Annotated in this window: 15 protein-coding genes; 8 read left to right on the forward strand and 7 right to left on the reverse strand. The window is 71.5% G+C overall.

Annotated features, from left to right (window positions below; translation table 11 throughout):
* The first annotated feature begins 16 nt into the window (after positions 1-16).
* Positions 17-1,207 (forward strand): aminotransferase-like domain-containing protein, encoded by a 1,191-nt coding sequence (locus AC067U_RS13620; RefSeq protein ID WP_478829833.1) that lies wholly within the window; start codon positions 17-19, stop codon positions 1,205-1,207.
* 7 nt (positions 1,208-1,214) lie between these two features.
* Here AC067U_RS13620 and AC067U_RS13625 read toward each other — a convergent pair whose 3' ends face one another.
* Positions 1,215-1,709 (reverse strand): DUF4232 domain-containing protein, encoded by a 495-nt coding sequence (locus tag AC067U_RS13625; RefSeq protein WP_478829834.1) that lies wholly within the window; start codon positions 1,707-1,709, stop codon positions 1,215-1,217.
* 554 nt (positions 1,710-2,263) lie between these two features.
* Between AC067U_RS13625 and AC067U_RS13630 the strand changes: the two genes are divergently transcribed.
* Positions 2,264-2,935 (forward strand): DUF4097 family beta strand repeat-containing protein, encoded by a 672-nt coding sequence (locus AC067U_RS13630; protein WP_478829835.1) that lies wholly within the window; start codon positions 2,264-2,266, stop codon positions 2,933-2,935.
* Between the two features lie 35 nt (positions 2,936-2,970).
* Positions 2,971-3,783: an alpha/beta fold hydrolase gene (locus AC067U_RS13635; protein ID WP_478829836.1), complete on the forward strand. Its 813-nt coding sequence runs from the start codon at positions 2,971-2,973 to the stop codon at positions 3,781-3,783.
* Here the strand turns inward: AC067U_RS13635 and AC067U_RS13640 are convergent.
* Entirely contained in the window at positions 3,780-4,166 is a 387-nt protein-coding gene (locus tag AC067U_RS13640) for an ATP-binding protein (RefSeq protein WP_478829837.1), read from the reverse strand. The genes AC067U_RS13635 and AC067U_RS13640 overlap by 4 nt on opposite strands.
* Before the next feature lie 156 nt (positions 4,167-4,322).
* Between AC067U_RS13640 and AC067U_RS13645 the strand changes: the two genes are divergently transcribed.
* From AC067U_RS13645 to AC067U_RS13655, 3 genes are read left to right on the forward strand one after another with little or no spacing between them, the layout of a single operon-like run.
* Complete coding sequence (locus AC067U_RS13645) at positions 4,323-5,180, forward strand: helix-turn-helix domain-containing protein (protein ID WP_478829838.1); 858 nt, start codon at positions 4,323-4,325, stop codon at positions 5,178-5,180.
* Entirely contained in the window at positions 5,177-5,374 is a 198-nt protein-coding gene (locus AC067U_RS13650; RefSeq protein ID WP_478829839.1) for a DUF397 domain-containing protein, read from the forward strand. Before AC067U_RS13645 ends, AC067U_RS13650 begins: the two co-directional genes overlap by 4 nt.
* A gap of 33 nt (positions 5,375-5,407) precedes the next feature.
* Complete coding sequence (locus AC067U_RS13655) at positions 5,408-6,733, forward strand: hypothetical protein (RefSeq protein WP_478829840.1); 1,326 nt, start codon at positions 5,408-5,410, stop codon at positions 6,731-6,733.
* Between the two features lie 85 nt (positions 6,734-6,818).
* Here the strand turns inward: AC067U_RS13655 and AC067U_RS13660 are convergent, their stop codons facing one another.
* The 3 genes from AC067U_RS13660 to AC067U_RS13670 form a co-directional block, all read right to left on the reverse strand.
* A complete protein-coding gene (locus tag AC067U_RS13660; protein ID WP_478829841.1) occupies positions 6,819-7,694 on the reverse strand; it encodes a geranyl diphosphate 2-C-methyltransferase in 876 nt (291 codons plus the stop codon).
* Between the two features lie 17 nt (positions 7,695-7,711).
* Complete coding sequence (locus AC067U_RS13665; RefSeq protein WP_478830112.1) at positions 7,712-9,061, reverse strand: family 2 encapsulin nanocompartment cargo protein terpene cyclase; 1,350 nt, start codon at positions 9,059-9,061, stop codon at positions 7,712-7,714.
* Between the two features lie 825 nt (positions 9,062-9,886).
* A complete protein-coding gene (locus tag AC067U_RS13670; RefSeq protein ID WP_478829842.1) occupies positions 9,887-11,299 on the reverse strand; it encodes a family 2B encapsulin nanocompartment shell protein in 1,413 nt (470 codons plus the stop codon).
* Between the two features lie 487 nt (positions 11,300-11,786).
* On the opposite strand from AC067U_RS13670, the gene AC067U_RS13675 reads away from it, so the two are divergent.
* Entirely contained in the window at positions 11,787-12,569 is a 783-nt protein-coding gene (locus AC067U_RS13675; RefSeq protein ID WP_478829843.1) for an SDR family oxidoreductase, read from the forward strand.
* A 22-nt stretch (positions 12,570-12,591) separates the two neighbouring features.
* Positions 12,592-15,210 carry a bifunctional FO biosynthesis protein CofGH gene (locus AC067U_RS13680; protein WP_478829844.1) on the forward strand — a complete coding sequence of 873 codons (2,619 nt, stop codon included), beginning with the start codon at positions 12,592-12,594 and terminating at the stop codon, positions 15,208-15,210.
* A 136-nt stretch (positions 15,211-15,346) separates the two neighbouring features.
* Here the strand turns inward: AC067U_RS13680 and AC067U_RS13685 are convergent, their stop codons facing one another.
* Together AC067U_RS13685 and AC067U_RS13690 are read right to left on the reverse strand one after the other, a co-directional pair.
* Complete coding sequence (locus AC067U_RS13685; RefSeq protein WP_478829845.1) at positions 15,347-16,033, reverse strand: hypothetical protein; 687 nt, start codon at positions 16,031-16,033, stop codon at positions 15,347-15,349.
* Positions 16,034-16,266: 233 nt separating this feature from the next.
* Entirely contained in the window at positions 16,267-17,349 is a 1,083-nt protein-coding gene (locus AC067U_RS13690; RefSeq protein ID WP_478829846.1) for a tyrosine-protein phosphatase, read from the reverse strand.
* Positions 17,350-17,816 lie beyond the last annotated feature (467 nt).

A 17,816-nucleotide genomic window follows, 5' to 3' on the forward strand; every position in this document is an offset into this window, starting at 1 on the left:
CGGCCAAGGAGCCCGCATGCGCGACCAGAACCCGCCGCCCGCGTTCGCCGCCCGCGCCACCTCGGTCGGAGGGTCGCCCGTACGGGAGATCCTGGCGCTGACCGAACGCCCCGGGGTGATCTCCTTCGCCGGCGGCCTGCCCGCGCCCGAGCTGTTCGACGCCGAGGGACTGCGCGCCGCGTACGACGCCGCGCTCGCGGCCGCACCCCGCCGGGCCCTCCAGTACTCCACCACCGAGGGCGCACCCGAACTCCGCGAGGCGGTGGCGGCCCGGGTGACCGCGCGAGGCCTCCCCTCCTCGGCGGACGACCTGCTCGTCACCACCGGCTCACAGCAGGCCCTCACCCTCATCACGGCAACCCTCGTCGAGCCGGGTGACGTCGTGCTGGTCGAGAACCCGACCTACCTCGCCGCCCTCCAGTGCTTCGGACTGGCCGGCGCCCGGATCGTCGCCGTCCCCTGCGACGAGCAGGGCATCCTCCCGGAGGCCCTGGAGGAACTCGTCCTCCGCGAACGCCCCAAGCTCCTCTACTCCGTCCCGACCTTCCAGAACCCCACGGGCCGCACCCTGCCGGCCGCCCGGCGCGCGGCGGTCGCGGAGATCGCCGCCCGCCTCGGCCTGTGGCTGGTCGAGGACGACCCGTACGGCGAACTCCGCTACGAGGGCACGGAACTGCCGTGGGTGGCGGCGCACCCGGGCGCGGCGGACCGTACGGCGCTCCTCGGCAGCTTCTCCAAGATCATGGCCCCGGGGCTGCGGCTGGGCTGGCTGCGCGCCCCGGCGGCGCTGCGCCGCGCGGCCGTGGTCGCCAAGCAGGCGGCCGACCTGCACACCTCGACGGTGGACCAGCTGGCGGCGGCACACTACCTGGCGGCCTCGGACCTGGACACCCACGTGTCCCGCATCCGCACGGCCTACCGCGAGCGCCGCGACGCCCTGCTCTACGGACTGCCGGACGCCCTCCCGCCCGGCGCCGAGTGGAACCGCCCCGAGGGCGGCATGTTCGTCTGGGCCCGCCTCCCCGAGGGCCACGACGCCACCGCCCTGCTGAAGTCGGCGGTCGCCCACGACGTGGCCTTCGTCCCCGGCGCCCCCTTCTTCATCACGGCCCCGGACCCCCGCACCCTCCGCCTGTCCTTCACCACCCACACCCCGGAGGAGATCGCGGAGGGCCTGCACCGGCTGTCCCGCGCGGGCCTCGGCTAGACCCCGGTCAATCCGAGGTCACCGGGCTGATCTCGAAGGCTCCGCACACCCTCAGGCGGTAGGGGATCTGCTCGGCCTGGAAGCTGTTCGGCGGGAAGACCTTGACGTAGGTCGACGTCGGGCGGCAGCCCGACACCACGCCCGGGCTGTTGGTGCGCAGGACCGCGGTCACGGTCTCGCTCGGGAAGACGGACACCGTGTCCACCGACTCGCCGGTGCGGATCGCCGAGGTACCGATCTGGCGATGCCGTACGTCCACGACGCTGACGCCCGGGTACCCGCGCAACACACAGGTGCGGGTGGAGGTGTTGGTGAACAGGATCGGGTAGTACAGCGAGCCCGCGGCGCCGTCCGGCTCACCGACGGCCACGTCCAGGTCGGCGAGACGGCAGGCCGGCGCCTGCGGCAGGGCCGACGCCGAGGTGGCGCCGAGCGAGGCGCCGGTGAAGGCCAGAAGGGCTGCGGAAGCGACGACCGCCGCCCGGGTCAGGACATGACTCATGGCGCCAACTCCTGTGTCAGCGAAGGGAATGGCCCGTCTCCGGCGTAACGATGTCCACGCGACGGGGTCAGGGGAAAGATGCACCCGGCACTCTCGCGGAGGCCCGCCCGGGACCGGGCGGTGCACTCCTGCCGGCCGAACAGCGCGGCGCGGGCCTGATACCACCATCCTACCGGCCCACGGTCCCCACGGCCTTTCGGCGGCCGGGTCCGCAGGCCGTCCGCCAAGCCTCCGTGGCGTAGCGCGGACCGTCGGGCGTCACGTGAATGAGCCCGCAGTCGGCGCACGGTTCGCCGTGCTGCTACCGCAACGCCCCCACTCGCATCGCGGTGACCGCGGACCGGTTCCCAAGTAGCGTTCAACCTCAATCCATTGCAACGAATAAACCTCGCCCGTTGCGTTGAGCGACAGGCCAGTTGCAATGATTACACGCCATCTACCTGCACTGATACAGATTCTGCACATCGAGCCTGTTGCCCGTACTGCGAACGCAACTTAGCTTTTCTCCTGTCGGAAACGCCGACGGGCACGCACCGAAGACCAGGAGAGACACCATGCAGAAGTTCGCCACCACCGCCGCCATCGCCGCCGTCCTGGACATCCCCGCCGGCCGCGTCCAGTTCATCGCCGCCGACCGCGCCGACGCCACCGTCGAGGTCCTCCCCGTCAGCAGCTCCAAGAGCGCGGACGTCAAGGCCGCCGAGCGCACCGAGGTCTCCTACGCCGACGGCGTCCTGCGCATCACCACCCCCGAGGCCGAGAACAAGATCCTCGGCCAGTCCGGAGCCGTCGAGATCACCGTCCAGCTCCCCACCGGCTCCCGCATCCAGGCCAGGACCGCCGCCGCCGAACTCCGCGGCGTGGGACGCCTGGGCGAGGTCGACTTCGAATCCGCCCAGGGCACCGTCACCCTCGACGAGACCTCCGGCGCCCGCCTCACCCTCCAGGCCGGCGACATCACCATCGGCCGCCTCACCGGCCCCGCCCAGATCAGCACCCAGAAGGGCGACCTGAACATCACCGAGGCCATCGCCGGCACCCTCACCCTGCGCACCGACCACGGCGACATCACCGTCACCGCCCCCCGCACCACCTCCGCCACCCTCGACGCCGGCACCACCTACGGCCGCATCCACAACACCCTGACCAACACCCAGGGCCCCGACGCGGCTCTGCAGATCACCGCCACCACCGCCTACGGCAACATCACCGCCCGCAGCAACTGAACCCACCCACTTCAGAGCCCTGAAAGAGGCAAACCATGAGCATCAACACCCGCGTCGCACAGTCCGCCTGGACCGGCATGGTGTCCGTCGAAGACACCGCCCTGGCCGTGACCGACACCGGCGGGACCGGCCAGGCCGTGGTCTACCTCAACGGCTCCTACGCCGACCAGTCGCACTGGCGGCGCGTGATCTCCGAACTCGGCGGCGACTACCGGCACATCACCTACGACGAGCGCGCCCGCGGAAAGTCCGGACGCTCCGCCGACTACTCCTTCGAGGCGTGCCTGCGCGACCTGGACGCCGTCCTCGAAGCACGTGGCATAGAGCGCCCGATCCTGGTGGGCTGGTCGTACGGCGCCGCACTCGCCCTCCACTGGGCCGCCCGCAACCCCGGCCGCGCGGCAGGCGTGGTCTCCGTGGACGGCGCCCTCCCCCACTCATGGCTCGACGACGCCGCCCGCGCCCAGATCCGCAAGCTGTTCCGCCGCCTCAGCCCGCTGTTCCCCCTCGCCCGCCGGCTCGGCCTGGCCGCCCGGATGAGCGCCGAGCAGCACGCCGAGATCAACATCGAGGCCAACGAGCTCTGCGCCCCCGGCGCCCTGATCCCGGTCCTCGACGGCGTGGCCGAGCCCGTCCGCTACGTCCTCGCCACCGGCGGCAACCTCGGCGGCGACCCGAAGCTGATGGAGCAGATCCGCGCCAACCTCGACCCGGTCTGCGCCCGCAACGCGAACATCAAGGTCAGCGCCAAGGTCCCGAGCAACCACTCCAAGATCCTGCGCAACGACTTCCGGGCCGTCGCGGACGCGGCACGCGAGATCGCCGCCGCCCGCACCACGACGGCCTAAGGGTGGGGCCGATCGGCACGCGGACCGATCTCCGCCCAGACGGTCTTGCGCGGCACGGGCCCCCGGTCGACTCCCCAACGGTCGGCCAGGGCCCCGACGATCGCCAGCCCGTGCCCCGCCGCCCCCGGCTCGCGGTCACCCCGGGTATCGGTGACCTCGATCCGGAGCGGGGCCGACCCGCCGGCGGTGAGGACGAGCCGGAAGTCCCGCCCGGGAACGCGCCCGTGGGTGACGGCATTGGCGGCCAGCTCCGCCACGATCTGCGCCGGAGCGTCCAAGGGGAGCCCCCAGGAGCGGAGTTGCTCCACCGCCAACAACCGCGCGAGACGTGCGCCGCGCGGTGTGGACGACAGCTGGACACAGAAGAGGAGTTCGTCATTCACGTCACTCAGCGTGGCCGCACGTGCATAGGCTGAACAGCGTCGGCGCCCGTGTGTACCGAGACTGTCCGGACGTTGTCCGGCCTTGTCCTGCCTGTCCGCAGTGACCTTGTGGGTACCGGGCGTTGAGGATGTCGGGCACGTCGGGAGTGGGTGCGCATGAGCGTGGACAGCGACGGCAGGGAAGAGCCGGGCTGGGAAGTGGACCCGGAGGACGAACAGGGCGCGGCGGTCGTGGCCTCGGTCGGCCGCAACCTGAAGGTCTGGCGCGAGGCGGCCGGCCTCCGCGTAGCGGACTTCGCGACCCGGATGGGATACGGAGAAGACCTGGTCCGCAAGGTCGAGTCGGGCAAACGGATTCCCCGCCCGGAGTACATGGACAAGGCGGACGAGGTCTTGGCGGCCGGAGGCCGCCTGGCGGCGATGAAGCGTGACGTCGAGCAGGCCCGCTACCCGAAGCGGGTGCGGGATCTGGCCAAGATGGAGTCCAACGCCGTCGAGATCGGCGTGTACAGCATCCACGCCATACACGGGCTTCTACAGACAGCTGAGTATGCGAAGGCCCTCTTCGAGACGCGGTGGCCCGCCTACTCCCCGGAGGCGGTGGAGCGGGGTGTGTCCGCACGCATGGCCAGGCAGACAGTGTTCGACCGTGATCCGGCTCCGGCCCTCACCTTCGTGCAGGAAGAGGTGACGCTGCGCCGTCCGATCGGTGGTGCAACGGTGATGCGGGGACAGCTGGAGCGGCTGTTGGATGTGGGACGGCTCCGCCATGTCTCGATCCAGATCATGCCGACTGCCCAGGGAGGGCATGCGGGAATGACTGGGTATGCCGAAGTGCTGAAGTTCCCGGACGGTGCCGCCGTCGGCCGGGACGAAAGCCAGATCGGCGGGCGTCCGCTCACCGACCCGAAACACCTCCGGGTCCTTGAGCTGCGCTATGGCATGATCCGAGCCCAGGCTCTCACGCCACGGGAGTCGCTGGCCTTCATTGAGCAAGTGCTGGGAGAGACATGAGCAGCAAGCCCGAGCTCGTATGGTTCAAGAGCAGCTATAGCAGCTCCAGCGACATCAACGACTGCGTTGAGGTTGCCAGCAGCTCCGCCGCCGTCCACGTCCGGGACTCCAAGGACACGACCATCCCCCACCTCACCTTCTCCCCTTCCGCCTGGGGCGGTTTCATCGGGAGCGCGAGCGCACAGGGCGCGTAGCCACTGTCAGTGGTCAGGGGCAGGATGGTGATCATGGCTGCGACGACCCTTCCCCTGACCCTGCCCGCCTCCGTCGTGGGCGATCACCGCGTCGACCTGACCGGCGCCCCCACCGCGGGATGGGGGTTCAGGACGTACGCCGTCGCCGCGAGCGCCGCCGGTGACACGTACGCGTATTCCTGTGCGATGCGCTACCGGGGACGGGCCGCCGAGCCCTCCGACCCCTTCCAGATGGACTTCACGTACCACCTGCTCACCCGGTACGACCGCGACGGGACGCCCACCGCGACGGCCCTGCTCGGCGGGGCGACGCGGGGCAACGTCCCGACGGGGCTCACCGAGGGATCGGACTTCAACCTGGCCGTCCTCCCGGACGGCACGGTGGCGGTGAGCTCCAAGCCGGGGAACACCCACCTCTTCTCGGCCGATCTGAGCCGGCTCGTGGAGTCCTGGCGCTCGCCCTGGGGCTGGGAGGAGGAGAAGGAGCGCAACGGCGACCCGTACGCGTACTCGATCGAGGTGACGCCTTCCGGCCGGCTGCTGTGCGCGGTCGCCGAGTACGGGGTGAGCAACTGGGCGGGGCAGACCGCCAACCTCGTCGCGCTCTCCGAGCCCGGCAGCACGCTCGGCCCCGGCTCCAAGGCCACTCTGCGGGCCATCGCGACGCACGACGCGCGCACCGACCGGCAGACCGATGCCGACCTGTACCCGCACGTGATCCACGACGGCGCCCCCGTCGGCGGGAAGAACCGGCCGTCGCCCACGCTGACCGAGATGGTGTCCACGGACGACCGCACCCGCTTCGACTACACCGGCTGCAAGATGGGCCGTCCCACGGCGATGGGAGACGACCTGTTCGTCGTCCCCGTCTTCGGGAAGACGTACCGGTCGGGCAGCCGTGGGCAGGTGTTCTCGTTCCTGCTGCTCGACGGCGACGGCAAGGAACGGGGCCGCCTGGAGGGGATGCACCGCTACGAGGACAGCCCCTTCACCGGGCTCCACTGGACCGTGGTCGGTGACCCGTACCGTGCACGCGCCTTCCACCTCAACCGCTACGGCCTGTACGCGTGGGACGCCGAGGGGCAGATGCGTTCCCGGATCCCGACCTCCGACAAGCCGTTCACGGCGCTCACCAAGTTCTCCCTGATGGGCTGCTCCCCCGCCGGCGAGCTGCTCCTCGTCCACCAGACCCAGCACCTGCTGCTCCGGGTGCCGGTCCCGGAGGACCTCGGCGATCTCGAAGTCGCGGTCCGGACAGCCCTCAAGGGCTACGGCCCCGGCCGCAACGCCCTGAAGCGCCAGTACGCCCCACTGAACTGGCACTGGGTGGACGGCACGGCCCCGGTGCACCGCATCTGAGCCCCCGGCAACACCCGCACCCACCCCGAACGTGCGGAAGGGCCGGGACCCGTTCACCTCGGTCCCGGCCCTTCTCAGACACACGTCAGACGCGGTCTGCCGCGATCAGGACGTACTGGAAGGAGCCGTCCTCGTAGGACTTGATGAAGGCCTCCTCGATGCCGGTGACCAGGGAGGAGGTCGCCCGCAGCTTCCAGTAGGGGAGGGTGTCCGGGGTCAGGTCGATGACGGCCTGGGGGACGAGGCGGTTGTCGGCCATGGCGCGGAGGTATTCGCGGCGGGAGTGGATGTTGCACTCGAAGTGGGCGTTGATCTGGGAGACCCACTTCGAGGGCTGGCCGTAACGGGGGTTCCAGCAGCCGGTGATGGTCACGTAGCGGCCGCCGACCGCGAGGACGCGGGAGTGCTCGGCCATCAGGTCGTGCAGGTCGACGTACATGCTGGACTCGTTGTTCCAGGAGCCCGCCGCCTGGCCCGTCTCGAAGGGCATGTCGAGCATGTTGCAGACCCGTGCGTGGACGGAGTCCGCGATGCCCAGTTCGCCGGCGCGGTTGTTGGCGAAGTCGGCCTGCTTGGAGGACAGCGTGACGCCCTCGACCTTGCAGCCGAAGCGCTGGTGGGCCATCACCATGGAGCCGCCGCGGCCGCAGCCGGCGTCGACCAGGGTGTCGTCGTGGCCGATGGAGCCCAGGTTGTCCAGCAGGACGTCGGTCTGCGCCGACTCCAGGCGGTGCAGCTCGGCGATCAGCTTCTTCTCGTACGTGCTGTCCTCGGTGTCGCCGAGGGCCGCGTGGTCGATCTCGCCGATGCCGTAGTGGTGGTGGTAAAGGCCGTCCACGTCGCCGAGGCGCAGGTTGACCGGCCGGGCCTCGGCGTTCCAGTAGCGGGCGATGTCGCCCTGGTAGGGGGTCGCCGGGGCGGGGATGAACGCGGCGGTGGAGGGGGTGATCTCGGTGGTCACGTATATATCCAATCCTCTTACCAGAAGTCGGGCAGGCTGTAGCGGTACGTGTTGGTCATGTGCCAGTAGTGGTTGCCGTCGACCCACACGGCCACGCCGCGCAGGAAGCGCAGCAGGCGCGGGTCGGGGCAGGCGGCGGCCAGTTCGGTGGAGGCCGCCTCGAACTCGTGCATGAGGTCGTTGTGGACCTCGACCGCCTTCAGGTAGGCGTCCTTGTCGGACAGGCCCTCCCGCTCGGCGATCACCACGGGCAGGTTCAGGTGCTTCCCGCGGGCTTCGAGTTCCTTGGTGTACGAGTAGAGGTCGTTCATGACCGTGGTGGCGTTGCCCGCGAGCGCGATGACGCGCTGCATGGCGGGCAGTGCGTGGAGTTCGGCCGGGAGCTCGTAGCCGCCGACGGTGTCGGTGATGGTGGGACAGGGGCGGAAGTTGTTGAACTGCCGCATTCCCAGGTACTCCCAGACCTCCGGCACGTACTCGGTCTGGGCCCAGGCGGCCTCGGCGAGGTAGCCCATGTGCAGGCGGGCCATGTCGTGCCGGAAGCGGTCGGCCTGGGAGGGGGTGGCCAGCTGCCCGAAGTACTCCATGGCGGAGCGGTAGGACCGCCGGGCGGCGTCCGAGAGCAGCGATTCCGTCCAGGCGGGGGCGTACTCCCCGGTGGTGTGGACGGGGTCCAGGGCGGAGTGGGCCATCAGCAGCCTGCCGCCGAGGCCGATCGGCGATCCGCCGTGGTCCTCGCAGTAGCAGTCGTCGACCACGTTCTCGGCGACCATCAGCCGGGTCGCGGCCATCAGGTGCTCGACGGTCGGGGCGTCCGGGTGACAGGCGACCATGTAGCGGCCGACGGAGAAGCCGTCGAACTGGTCCTCCCACTCCGGCGGGTACGCCTCCACCTCGTCCACGGCCCACCGCTTGATGCGGCGGCTGACCTCCGCGACCCGTGCGGGGTCGGGCTCGGGGACCGGGTGGTAGTAGAGGCCGGGGATCGGCCGGCCTCCGGCCGGGGCGGGCGCCTGCTCCGGCGGTGCGACCGAGGCTGCCGCCAGGGCCGCTGCGACGGGCGGGGCCGGCGGCTCCGCGCGCGGGGTGAAGTACAGCCCTTCGGTGCCCACCCCGCTGGGGCCGCGCATGATCCGCTCCAGGGCGGGGTTCGCTTCCGTCAGCGAACCGGCGGCGGCCCCCCGCGGCGGTTCGGCGACCAGGTCGCCGCCGGGGCCGTCCACGGGGTGCGCGTCCAGGTCGGGTACGGGCGCGGCACCCGTGGTCGGAACGGACACGGGGGCGGACACGGGGGCGGACACGGGAACGATCTCGGGGATGGACGGCCGGGCCGCGGGTCCGAAGGGGAGTGCGGGCCCGGTCGGCAGGGGCCGACGGGCGGCAGCACCGCTCGGGGCCACGGCACCGCTCCGGGCGGCTGCACCGGCGGCGGTCTCACCCGCGGTGGAGGCGCCCGCGGTGGACGCCCCCGGGGTGGTCGCGCCCACCGCGGCCGCGACCGCGGCGACCGCCGCGAGCGCGTCCTGGACGGCATCGCCCGCCGGGAGGGCGTCGACTCCGCGGCCGTGGCCGTGAGCCCCGAAGTGGGCTGCGGCGCCGGGCAGGCTCGACTGCAGGGGGGAAAGCCCGGGCTCGGGCATCCAAGGCTCCTTGTGAAGTGGGTGGGCTGTCCGGTTCCGGGGCTGTCCCTTTCCGGGGCTGCCCCGTCCCGCGGCTCTCCGGGCTCTCCCTGGTCTCCGGGGAGTTCCGGCCTTCGTGCCGACAGCGGGTCCGGTCACGAGTCCCGGTCACGGGTCCCGGACTTCAGGACCGGGACCCCGGACCCAGGTCCGCAACCGGAACCGCAACCGGAACCGCTACCGGTCCCGACCTCGTGGCCCGGCTGCCCGGGCCGTGTGCGCGGATCGGCCCCCCGGTCCGGGAGACCGGGCGGGCCCGGCGCGAGCCGGACCGGGTCGGTGAAGGACCCGGGTTCGGGGGGTGGCGGCCGAGAGCGGAGGCCGGGGGGCCGAGGGTGGGGCCGGGCAGAGTCCCGGGCCGGTGGTGGTCCGGGAGGGCACGGGCAAGGGCAGGGGCAGTGGCAGGGCCCGGCGGGGCCGGTGCCGGGGGCGGCCCGGACAAGCCGGGAAGGCCCGGTTGCCCGGGGGCAGGGACCACGGGTCCCGGTCCCCCGGGGCGGCGACCCCGGCCGGTCAGTCGTGCCTGCGGGCGATCTGCACGTTCTCCAGCACGCCGAGCGCGTCGGGCACCAGGACGGCGGCGGAGTAGTAGGTGGTGATCAGGTAGGACATGATCGCCTGCTCGCTGATGCCCATGAAGCGCACCGACAGGCCCGGCTCGTACTCCTCCGGCAGGCCGGTCTGGCGCAGGCCGATGACGCCCTGGTTGTCCTCGCCGGTACGCATGGCGAGGATCGAGCTGGTGTTCTCCTTGCTGATCGGGATCTTGTTGCAGGGCAGGATCGGGACCCCGCGCCAGGCCGGGACCTGCTGTCCGCCGAGGTCGACGTGGTCCGGGTAGAGGCCGCGGGCGTTGAACTCGCGCCCGATCGCCGCGATGGTCTTGGGGTGGGCGAAGAAGAACTTGGTGCCGCGGCGCCGGCACAGCAGTTCGTCCATGTCGTCCGGGGTGGGCGGGCCGGAGTGGGTCTGGATGCGCTGCTTGAACGCGGCGTTGTGGAGGAGGCCGAACTCCCGGTTGTTGATCAGCTCGTGCTCCTGGCGCTCGCGCAGGGCCTCGATGGTGAGCCGGAGCTGTTCCTCGGTCTGGTTGTGCGGCTCGTTGTAGAGGTCGGCGACCCTGGTGTGGACCCGGAGCACGGTCTGCGCGATGGAGAGCTCGTACTCGCGCGGGTTGAGCTCGTAGTCGACGAAGGTGCCGGGGATCTCCGGCTCGCCGGTGTGGCCGGCGGACATGGCGATTTCGGCTTCGCCGTGCTTGTTCTGCCGCTGGAGGGGGAGGGTGCTGAACCGCTCGATGTGCTGCTGCAGGCCGGGCGCCAGGGCGATCACGGCGGCCAGGTCCGCGCGGGAGAGGGTGAGCAGGGTGCCCGCCGTCTCGGCGGTGGCCGTGTAGTCCCAGGTGGCGTCCGCGTCCAGCAGGGCGTTCTCGCCGAAGTGCTCGCCGTCCGCCAGTACGGAGACGCGGACCTCGTCGCCGTACTTGCCGACGGAGGTCTGGCCGATCCGGCCGTGGGCGATCAGGTGGATCTGCTCGGCGGGGGTACCGCGCCGGACCAGCACCTCGCCGGCCTGGAAGTCGCGCTGGACACACCGGTTGGCGAGCCCGATGAGCACGCCCTCGTCCTCGAAGCCGCGCAGCAGGGCCAGTTCGCCGAGCTCGCGCGGGATCACTCGGACGGTACCGCCGTCCTGGACGAACTCGATGCGCCCGTCGCCGACGGTGTAGGTCAGGCGGCGGTTGACCCGGTAGGTGCCGCCCTTGGTCTCCACCCAGGGGAGCGTCCGCAGCAGCCAGCGGGAGGTGATCTCCTGCATCTGCGGGGCGGACTTGGTCGTGGTGGCAAGGTTGCGGGCGGCCGATGTCGCAAGGCTGCTCTGCGGACGCGGCGCCGGCTGCGCCTCCGGGCTGGTGTCCACGGTCATCGGGCGGGCTCTCCTTCGTAAGGGCGGTGATCGGCGCGCGGGCGCACCTCACCGGGGAAAGAAGAAAAAAGGGGGGGCGAATATCCGGGCAATCCGTCCAGATCCGGGAGCACAGTAACGGCCTGAACCCCCGGAAGCCTCTGTCCAGCCGGAAGGATTACCTCGATACGGTGATCTTGACCGTCCCGGTGTTTGACGGGGCCAACCATGACATTTCAGCCGCGGCCGAGAACGAACCCGACACGAACACGCGCCCGTTCTCGACGCGAACCCGACACGAACCCACGTCCGAACCCGGCCCGAACCCGGCACGAAGCCACGTCCGGACCCGACACGAACCCACGCCCGAACCCGGCGCGAACCCGGCCCGAACCCAGCACCCGACACCCGGCACGGCCCCACCCCCACACCCCCGCCCCCTTCCCTCCTGCGCGCCCGCACCCTAATCTGACCCGCCGTCAGACAACTGGCTCCGCCGGGAGGCGACATGCTGCTGCAAGGGAAGACCGTCATCGTCTCCGGCGTCGGAGCCGGACTCGGCCACCAGGTCGCCGCGACCGTCGTCCGGGACGGCGGGAACGCCGTCCTCGGGGCGCGCACCGAGGCCAACCTCGTGAAGTCCGCCGCCGAGATCGACCCCGACGGCGTCCACACCGCCCACCGCCCCACCGACATCACCGACGAGGCGCAGTGCCGGGCCCTGGCTGACCTCGCCGTCGAGCGGTTCGGCGGTATCGACGCCGTGGTCCACGTCGCCGCCTGGGACTCGTACTTCGGCGGTCTGGAAGACGCCGACTTCGGGACCTGGCAGCAGATCATCGACGTCAACCTGCTCGGCACGCTCCGTATGACCCGCGCCTGCCTGCCGGCGCTCAAGGCGAACGGCGGCTCGGTGGTCATCATCGGCACGCAGTCCGCCGTCGCCGCGCCGAACGAGGTGCAGCAGGCCGCGTACGCCGCCTCCAAGGGCGCCCTGACCTCCGCCATGTACTCCATGGCCCGCGAGCTCGGCCCGCACCGGATCCGCGTCAACACCGTGCTGCCCGGCTGGATGTGGGGGCCGCCGGTGCAGGCGTTCGTCACTTTCAGCGCGCACAGCGAGAACGTCCCCGAGGAGACGGTGAAGGCCCGGCTCGCCGAGCGCATGGCCCTGCCCGAGCTCGCCACCGACGGTGACGTCGCCGATGCCGCGGCCTTCCTCGCCTCCGACCGGGCCCGGGCGATAACCGGCCAATCCCTGCTGGTCAACGCCGGAGAGCTGATGCGATGACGGCCACTCGTATGCTCGGCTCATGACCAATACGGGGAATCTGCCGGCCGACGCAGCTCCGACCGACAACGCCATGCGCCGCGCGCTCCGGCGGGCCCGCGAGGGCGTCGCGCTCGACGTGACGGAGGCCGCCGTCCTGCTGCAGGCGCGCGGCGCGGACCTGGAGGACCTGACCGCCTCCGCCGGCCGGGTGCGCGACGCGGGCCTCGCCGCCGCCGGGCGGCCGGGCGTCATCACGTACTCCAAGAGCGTCTTCATCCCCCTCACCCGCCTGTGCCGCGACAAGTGCCACTACTGCACGTTCGCGACCGTGCCCGGCAAGCTGCGCCGCGCCGGGCACGGGATGTACATGTCCCCGGACGAGGTCCTCGACATCGCCCGCCGCGGCGCCGAGCTGGGCTGCAAGGAAGCGCTGATCACGCTCGGGGACAAGCCGGAGGACCGCTGGCCCGAGGCCCGCGAGTGGCTCGACGCGCACGGGTACGACGACACCCTCGCCTACGTACGGGCCATGTCGATCCGGATCCTGGAGGAGACCGGCCTGCTGCCGCACCTCAACCCGGGCGTCATGTCCTGGGCGGACTTCCAGCGGCTCAAGCCCGTCGCACCCTCCATGGGCATGATGCTGGAGACCACCGCCACCCGGCTGTGGTCCGAGCCCGGCGGCCCGCACCACGGCTCCCCCGACAAGGAGCCGGCGCTGCGGCTGCGGGTGCTGGAGGACGCCGGCCGGTCCTCCGTGCCCTTCACCTCCGGGCTGCTGATCGGCATCGGCGAGACGTACGAGGAGCGCGCCGAGTCGCTGTTCGCGCTGCGCCGGGTGTCCCGCGCGTACCACGGCATCCAGGAGCTGATCATCCAGAACTTCCGCGCCAAGCCGGACACGGCGATGCGCGGGATGCCGGACGCCGAGCTCGACGACCTCGTCGCCACCGTGGCCGTGGCCCGGCACATCATGGGCCCCTCGGCCTGTCTGCAGGCCCCGCCGAACCTGGTCGACGACGAGTACGCACGGCTGATCGGCGCGGGCATCGACGACTGGGGCGGGGTGTCCCCGCTGACCCCCGACCACGTCAACCCCGAGCGGCCGTGGCCGCAGATCGAACTGCTGGCGGAGCGGTCCGCCGCGGCCGGCTTCGAGCTCCGCGAGCGGCTCTGCGTGTACCCGGAGTTCGTCCGGCGCGGCGAGCCGTGGCTGGACCCGCGCGTGCTGCCGCACGTACGGGCGCTGGCCGATCCGGAGACCGGGCTGGCCGTCGCGGACGCCGAGGTCACCGGCCGCCCCTGGCAGGAGCCCGACGAGGCGTTCACCGCCGCCGGCCGGACGGACCTGCACCGGACCATCGACAGCGAGGGCCGGACCGGCGACCGGCGCGAGGACTTCGACGAGGTCTACGGGGACTGGGAGGCGCTGCGGGAGGCCGCGGCGCCGGGGATGGCCCCCGATCCGGGGCGGGCGGGGGCGGCGCCGGAGCGCGTCGACGCCGACGTACGGGCGGCCCTGTCGACGGCCGCGGACGACCCAACGCGGCTGACCGACGCCGAGGCCCTCGCCCTGCTGCACGCCGACGGGCCGGCGCTGGACGCGCTGTGCCGGATCGCCGACGAGCTGCGGCGCGACGTGGTCGGCGAGGAGGTCACGTACGTCGTCACCCGGAACATCAACTTCACCAACGTCTGCTACACCGGCTGCCGGTTCTGCGCGTTCGCGCAGCGGCGGACGGACGCCGACGCGTACACGCTGTCGCTGCAGCAGATAGCGGACCGGGCGCAGCAGGCGTGGGACGTCGGCGCGGTCGAGGTGTGCATGCAGGGCGGCATCCACCCGGACCTGCCCGGCACGGCGTACTTCGACATCGCACGGGCGGTGAAGGAGCGGGTGCCGGGCATGCACGTGCACGCCTTCTCTCCGATGGAGGTGGTGAACGGGGCGACGCGCACCGGGATGTCCGTACGGGACTGGCTGACGGCCGCGAAGGAGGCCGGGCTGGACTCGATCCCGGGGACGGCCGCGGAGATCCTCGACGACGAGGTGCGGTGGGTGCTGACGAAGGGGAAGCTGCCGGCCGCCGACTGGATCGAGGTCGTCACCACTGCCCACGAGCTGGGCATCCGGTCCTCGTCGACGATGATGTACGGGCACGTGGACCAGCCGCGGCACTGGCTCGGGCACTTCCGGACCCTGGCCCGGATCCAGGAACGGACGGGTGGTTTCACGGAGTTCGTGACACTGCCGTTCATCCACACAAACGCGCCGGTGTACCTGGCGGGGATCGCCCGGCCCGGGCCGACGGTCCGCGACAACCGGGCGGTGACGGCGATGGCCCGGCTGCTGCTGCACCCGCACATCACCAACATCCAGACCAGCTGGGTGAAGCTGGGCGCGGAGGGTGCGGCGGAGATGCTCCGGTCGGGGGCGAACGACCTGGGCGGCACGCTGATGGAGGAGACCATCTCGCGCATGGCCGGGTCGAGTTACGGCTCGTACAAGTCGGTGAAGGACCTGGTGGCGGTGGCGGAGGCGGCCGGACGGCCGGCGCGCGCGCGGACCACGCTGTACGGGGAGGTGCCGGAGGAACGGCGGCGCGCGGCGGCGGCCTCGGACGGGCACCTGCCGGAGCTGCTGCCGCTCGCGGACTGAACCGGGGACTGGGGACCGGGGAACCGGGGAACCGGGGAACCGGGGAACCGGGGAACCGGGGAACCGGGGAACCGGGGAACCGGGGAACCGGGGTCCGTGCAGCCCCCCGTGGCTGCACGGACCCCGGACCTGGCGCCTACTTCCAGGTGAGGCCCTTGCCCATGAGGAAGGGCTCGCCCCAGTACTGGCCGGCCGTGACCTTGGTGTCGGCGGACGGCGCCAGCGCGATGGCGCAAGAGGTCTGCGTCTTGCCGTTGGTGAAGCCCTTCGGCAGGGACTCGCTGTCGCACTTGGCGAACGTGCCGATGACGGACAGGTCCTGGGCTTCCGTGCCGTCCCCGAGCAGGCCGCGGATGTGGCCGACGGAGGAGTACGCGAGGTCAGTGGTGCCGACGTTCTTCACGGTGTAGTGGATGTAGTAGGGGACCTTCCCCTTGATCTTGTCACCCATCTTGAGCACGTCCAGGTCGGCGGGCTTGCCCTGCTCGATCTTGGTGACGGTCAGTGCGATGTCGCCCTTGGTGCTCCCGTACGTGAACGGGAAGGTGGCCGCCTCGCCGAGCTTGAACTCCTGGCCGTCCTTGGCGGCGCCCGCGGTTCCGCCGCCGGACGGGGCCTCGCTCGCGGCCGGGGTGCCCGGGCTGACCGGAGCGGCGCTCGGGCTCTCGGACTGCTGCGGGGCCGTCGCGGACGGAGTGGCCGCCGTCGGCTGCTCCGATATCAGTTCCTCGTTGCCGTCCTTGCAGCCGGTCAGGACGAGGGTTCCGACGACGGCCAGGCCCACGGCGCCCAGGGTGGTCTTGCGCATGCTGCTGTTGCTCACTGTTCTTCTCCCCCATGGATTGCGCGTCGCGAGGTGCGGCACGACGCCTCTGTGATCTTGATAGGGGATGCGAAGGGCTCCCGGCCAGGCCGGGAGCCCTTTCGTGACGTGTCCTGGACATAAGAGGGACGTAAACAGAACACGGCAACAATCAGCCCGTGCGGCCGGCCGGGGGGCCAGGGCAGCCCCTACGGCCGACCGGGGGCCAGGGCAGCCGTACGGCCGACCGGGGATCAGCCGACGAGGAGGTCCTTCTTCAGTCGCTTCAGCTCGCGCGCGTCGATGCCCAGCCCGTCCTCCAGGTAGCCGTTGAAGGAGCCGAACTTCACCGTGACCTCGTCGAAGCCGGAGTTGAGGTACTCGGGGCGCACGTCGAGCAGCGGCTTGTAGACGGCGGCCTGCTGCGGGGGCAGGTGGCCGAGGATCGCGTCGTTGGCGGCCTTGCGGTAGTCGTTGCTGGCCAGGTAGTCGGCCATGACCGTCTCCTGCGGCACGCCGAGCGCGGTCAGCAGGGCGGCGTTCGACCAGCCCGTACGGTCCTTGCCCGCGGTGCAGTGGAACAGCACCGAGCGGGCGTCGTCGTCGCCGATCCCGTCAAAGACCTGCGTGTACGCCTTCTTGCCGCCCTCGCCGCTGACCATGGCCTTCTCGGCGTCGACCATCGCCTTGACCGCCTCGTCGGGCGTGCGCGGCATGGTCTGGAACGAGCCGGAGCCGGCGAACACGTCGGCGACGACGTGGCGGGCACCGGCGGGGACCTGGTCGGGGTCCTTGGCGCGCTCCTCCGCCATGCGCAGGTCGAAGACCGTCTTGACGCGCAGGCGCTGCAGCTTGGCCAGGTCGTCGGCGGTGAGCTTGTTGAGGGCGTCGGAGCGGTAGACCTCGCCCATCTTGACCCACTGGCCGTTCGCGGTGCGGTAGCCGCCCGCGTCGCGGAAGTTGACCGCGCCGGAGAGCTTCACCAGGCGGTCGGCGAGGCGCAGGCCCTGGCCGCGGTCGGCCTGGAACCAGAACCACTGGCGGTCGGCGGAGGGCAGGCCGGTGACGACGGCCTCGCCGGTGGCGCCGCCCCGGGCGACGACCTTGCCGTTGGCCCGGATCTCGACCCGCTTGACGCCCTTCGCCTGCCACTTGAGGGTGTACGACCCGTCGGCACCGGCGGTGACGGTGGCGGCGGTGAACGGGATGGCGTCGGAGGACTGGTGGTGGCCGCTCCACGGCCAGTCCCAGCCGGAGGCGGTGGCGGCCGGGGCGACTGCGAGGGAGACGGTGAGGGCGGTGGCGACGGCGGTCGCGGCGAGGGTTGCCTTCTTCATGCCCGTGAGGCTCTGCGGTGGCGGGAAACCTCCTGTGAACACGGAATGGCCGGAACCGGCCCTGCCGTCGACAAGTGACAAAACATGCCACGCATGCGAACCGTGCCGATCTTGTGGGCGTCTCGCAGGTTCCCTGTGGGTGCCGTGCGGGTGCGGCGCGGGCGGCTCGCGGGCACCGTGCGGGTGCGGTGCGGACGAGCGGTGCGGGCGGCTCGCGGGCGCCCTGTCGGAGCCGGTGAGGCCCGACGGGCGCCTCCCGGCCCGGAAACATTCGCTTTCCGGCCGTTCTCCCTTGCCGACCGGCTGCTTGACTGGCTCCTTCCGGTTCGGACCGGGCATGTCCACTACAGTGCGCGCCAGAGCTAGGGGTGGGGGGAATACCGCATGGACGCTGTGGCGCGAAGCGCGGCTCGGAACACGACGCACGGCAGCGAGGAGCACTCGGCGACCGTGGCTCGAAACAGCTC

Source organism: Streptomyces sp. NPDC043853 (assembly GCF_056436025.1).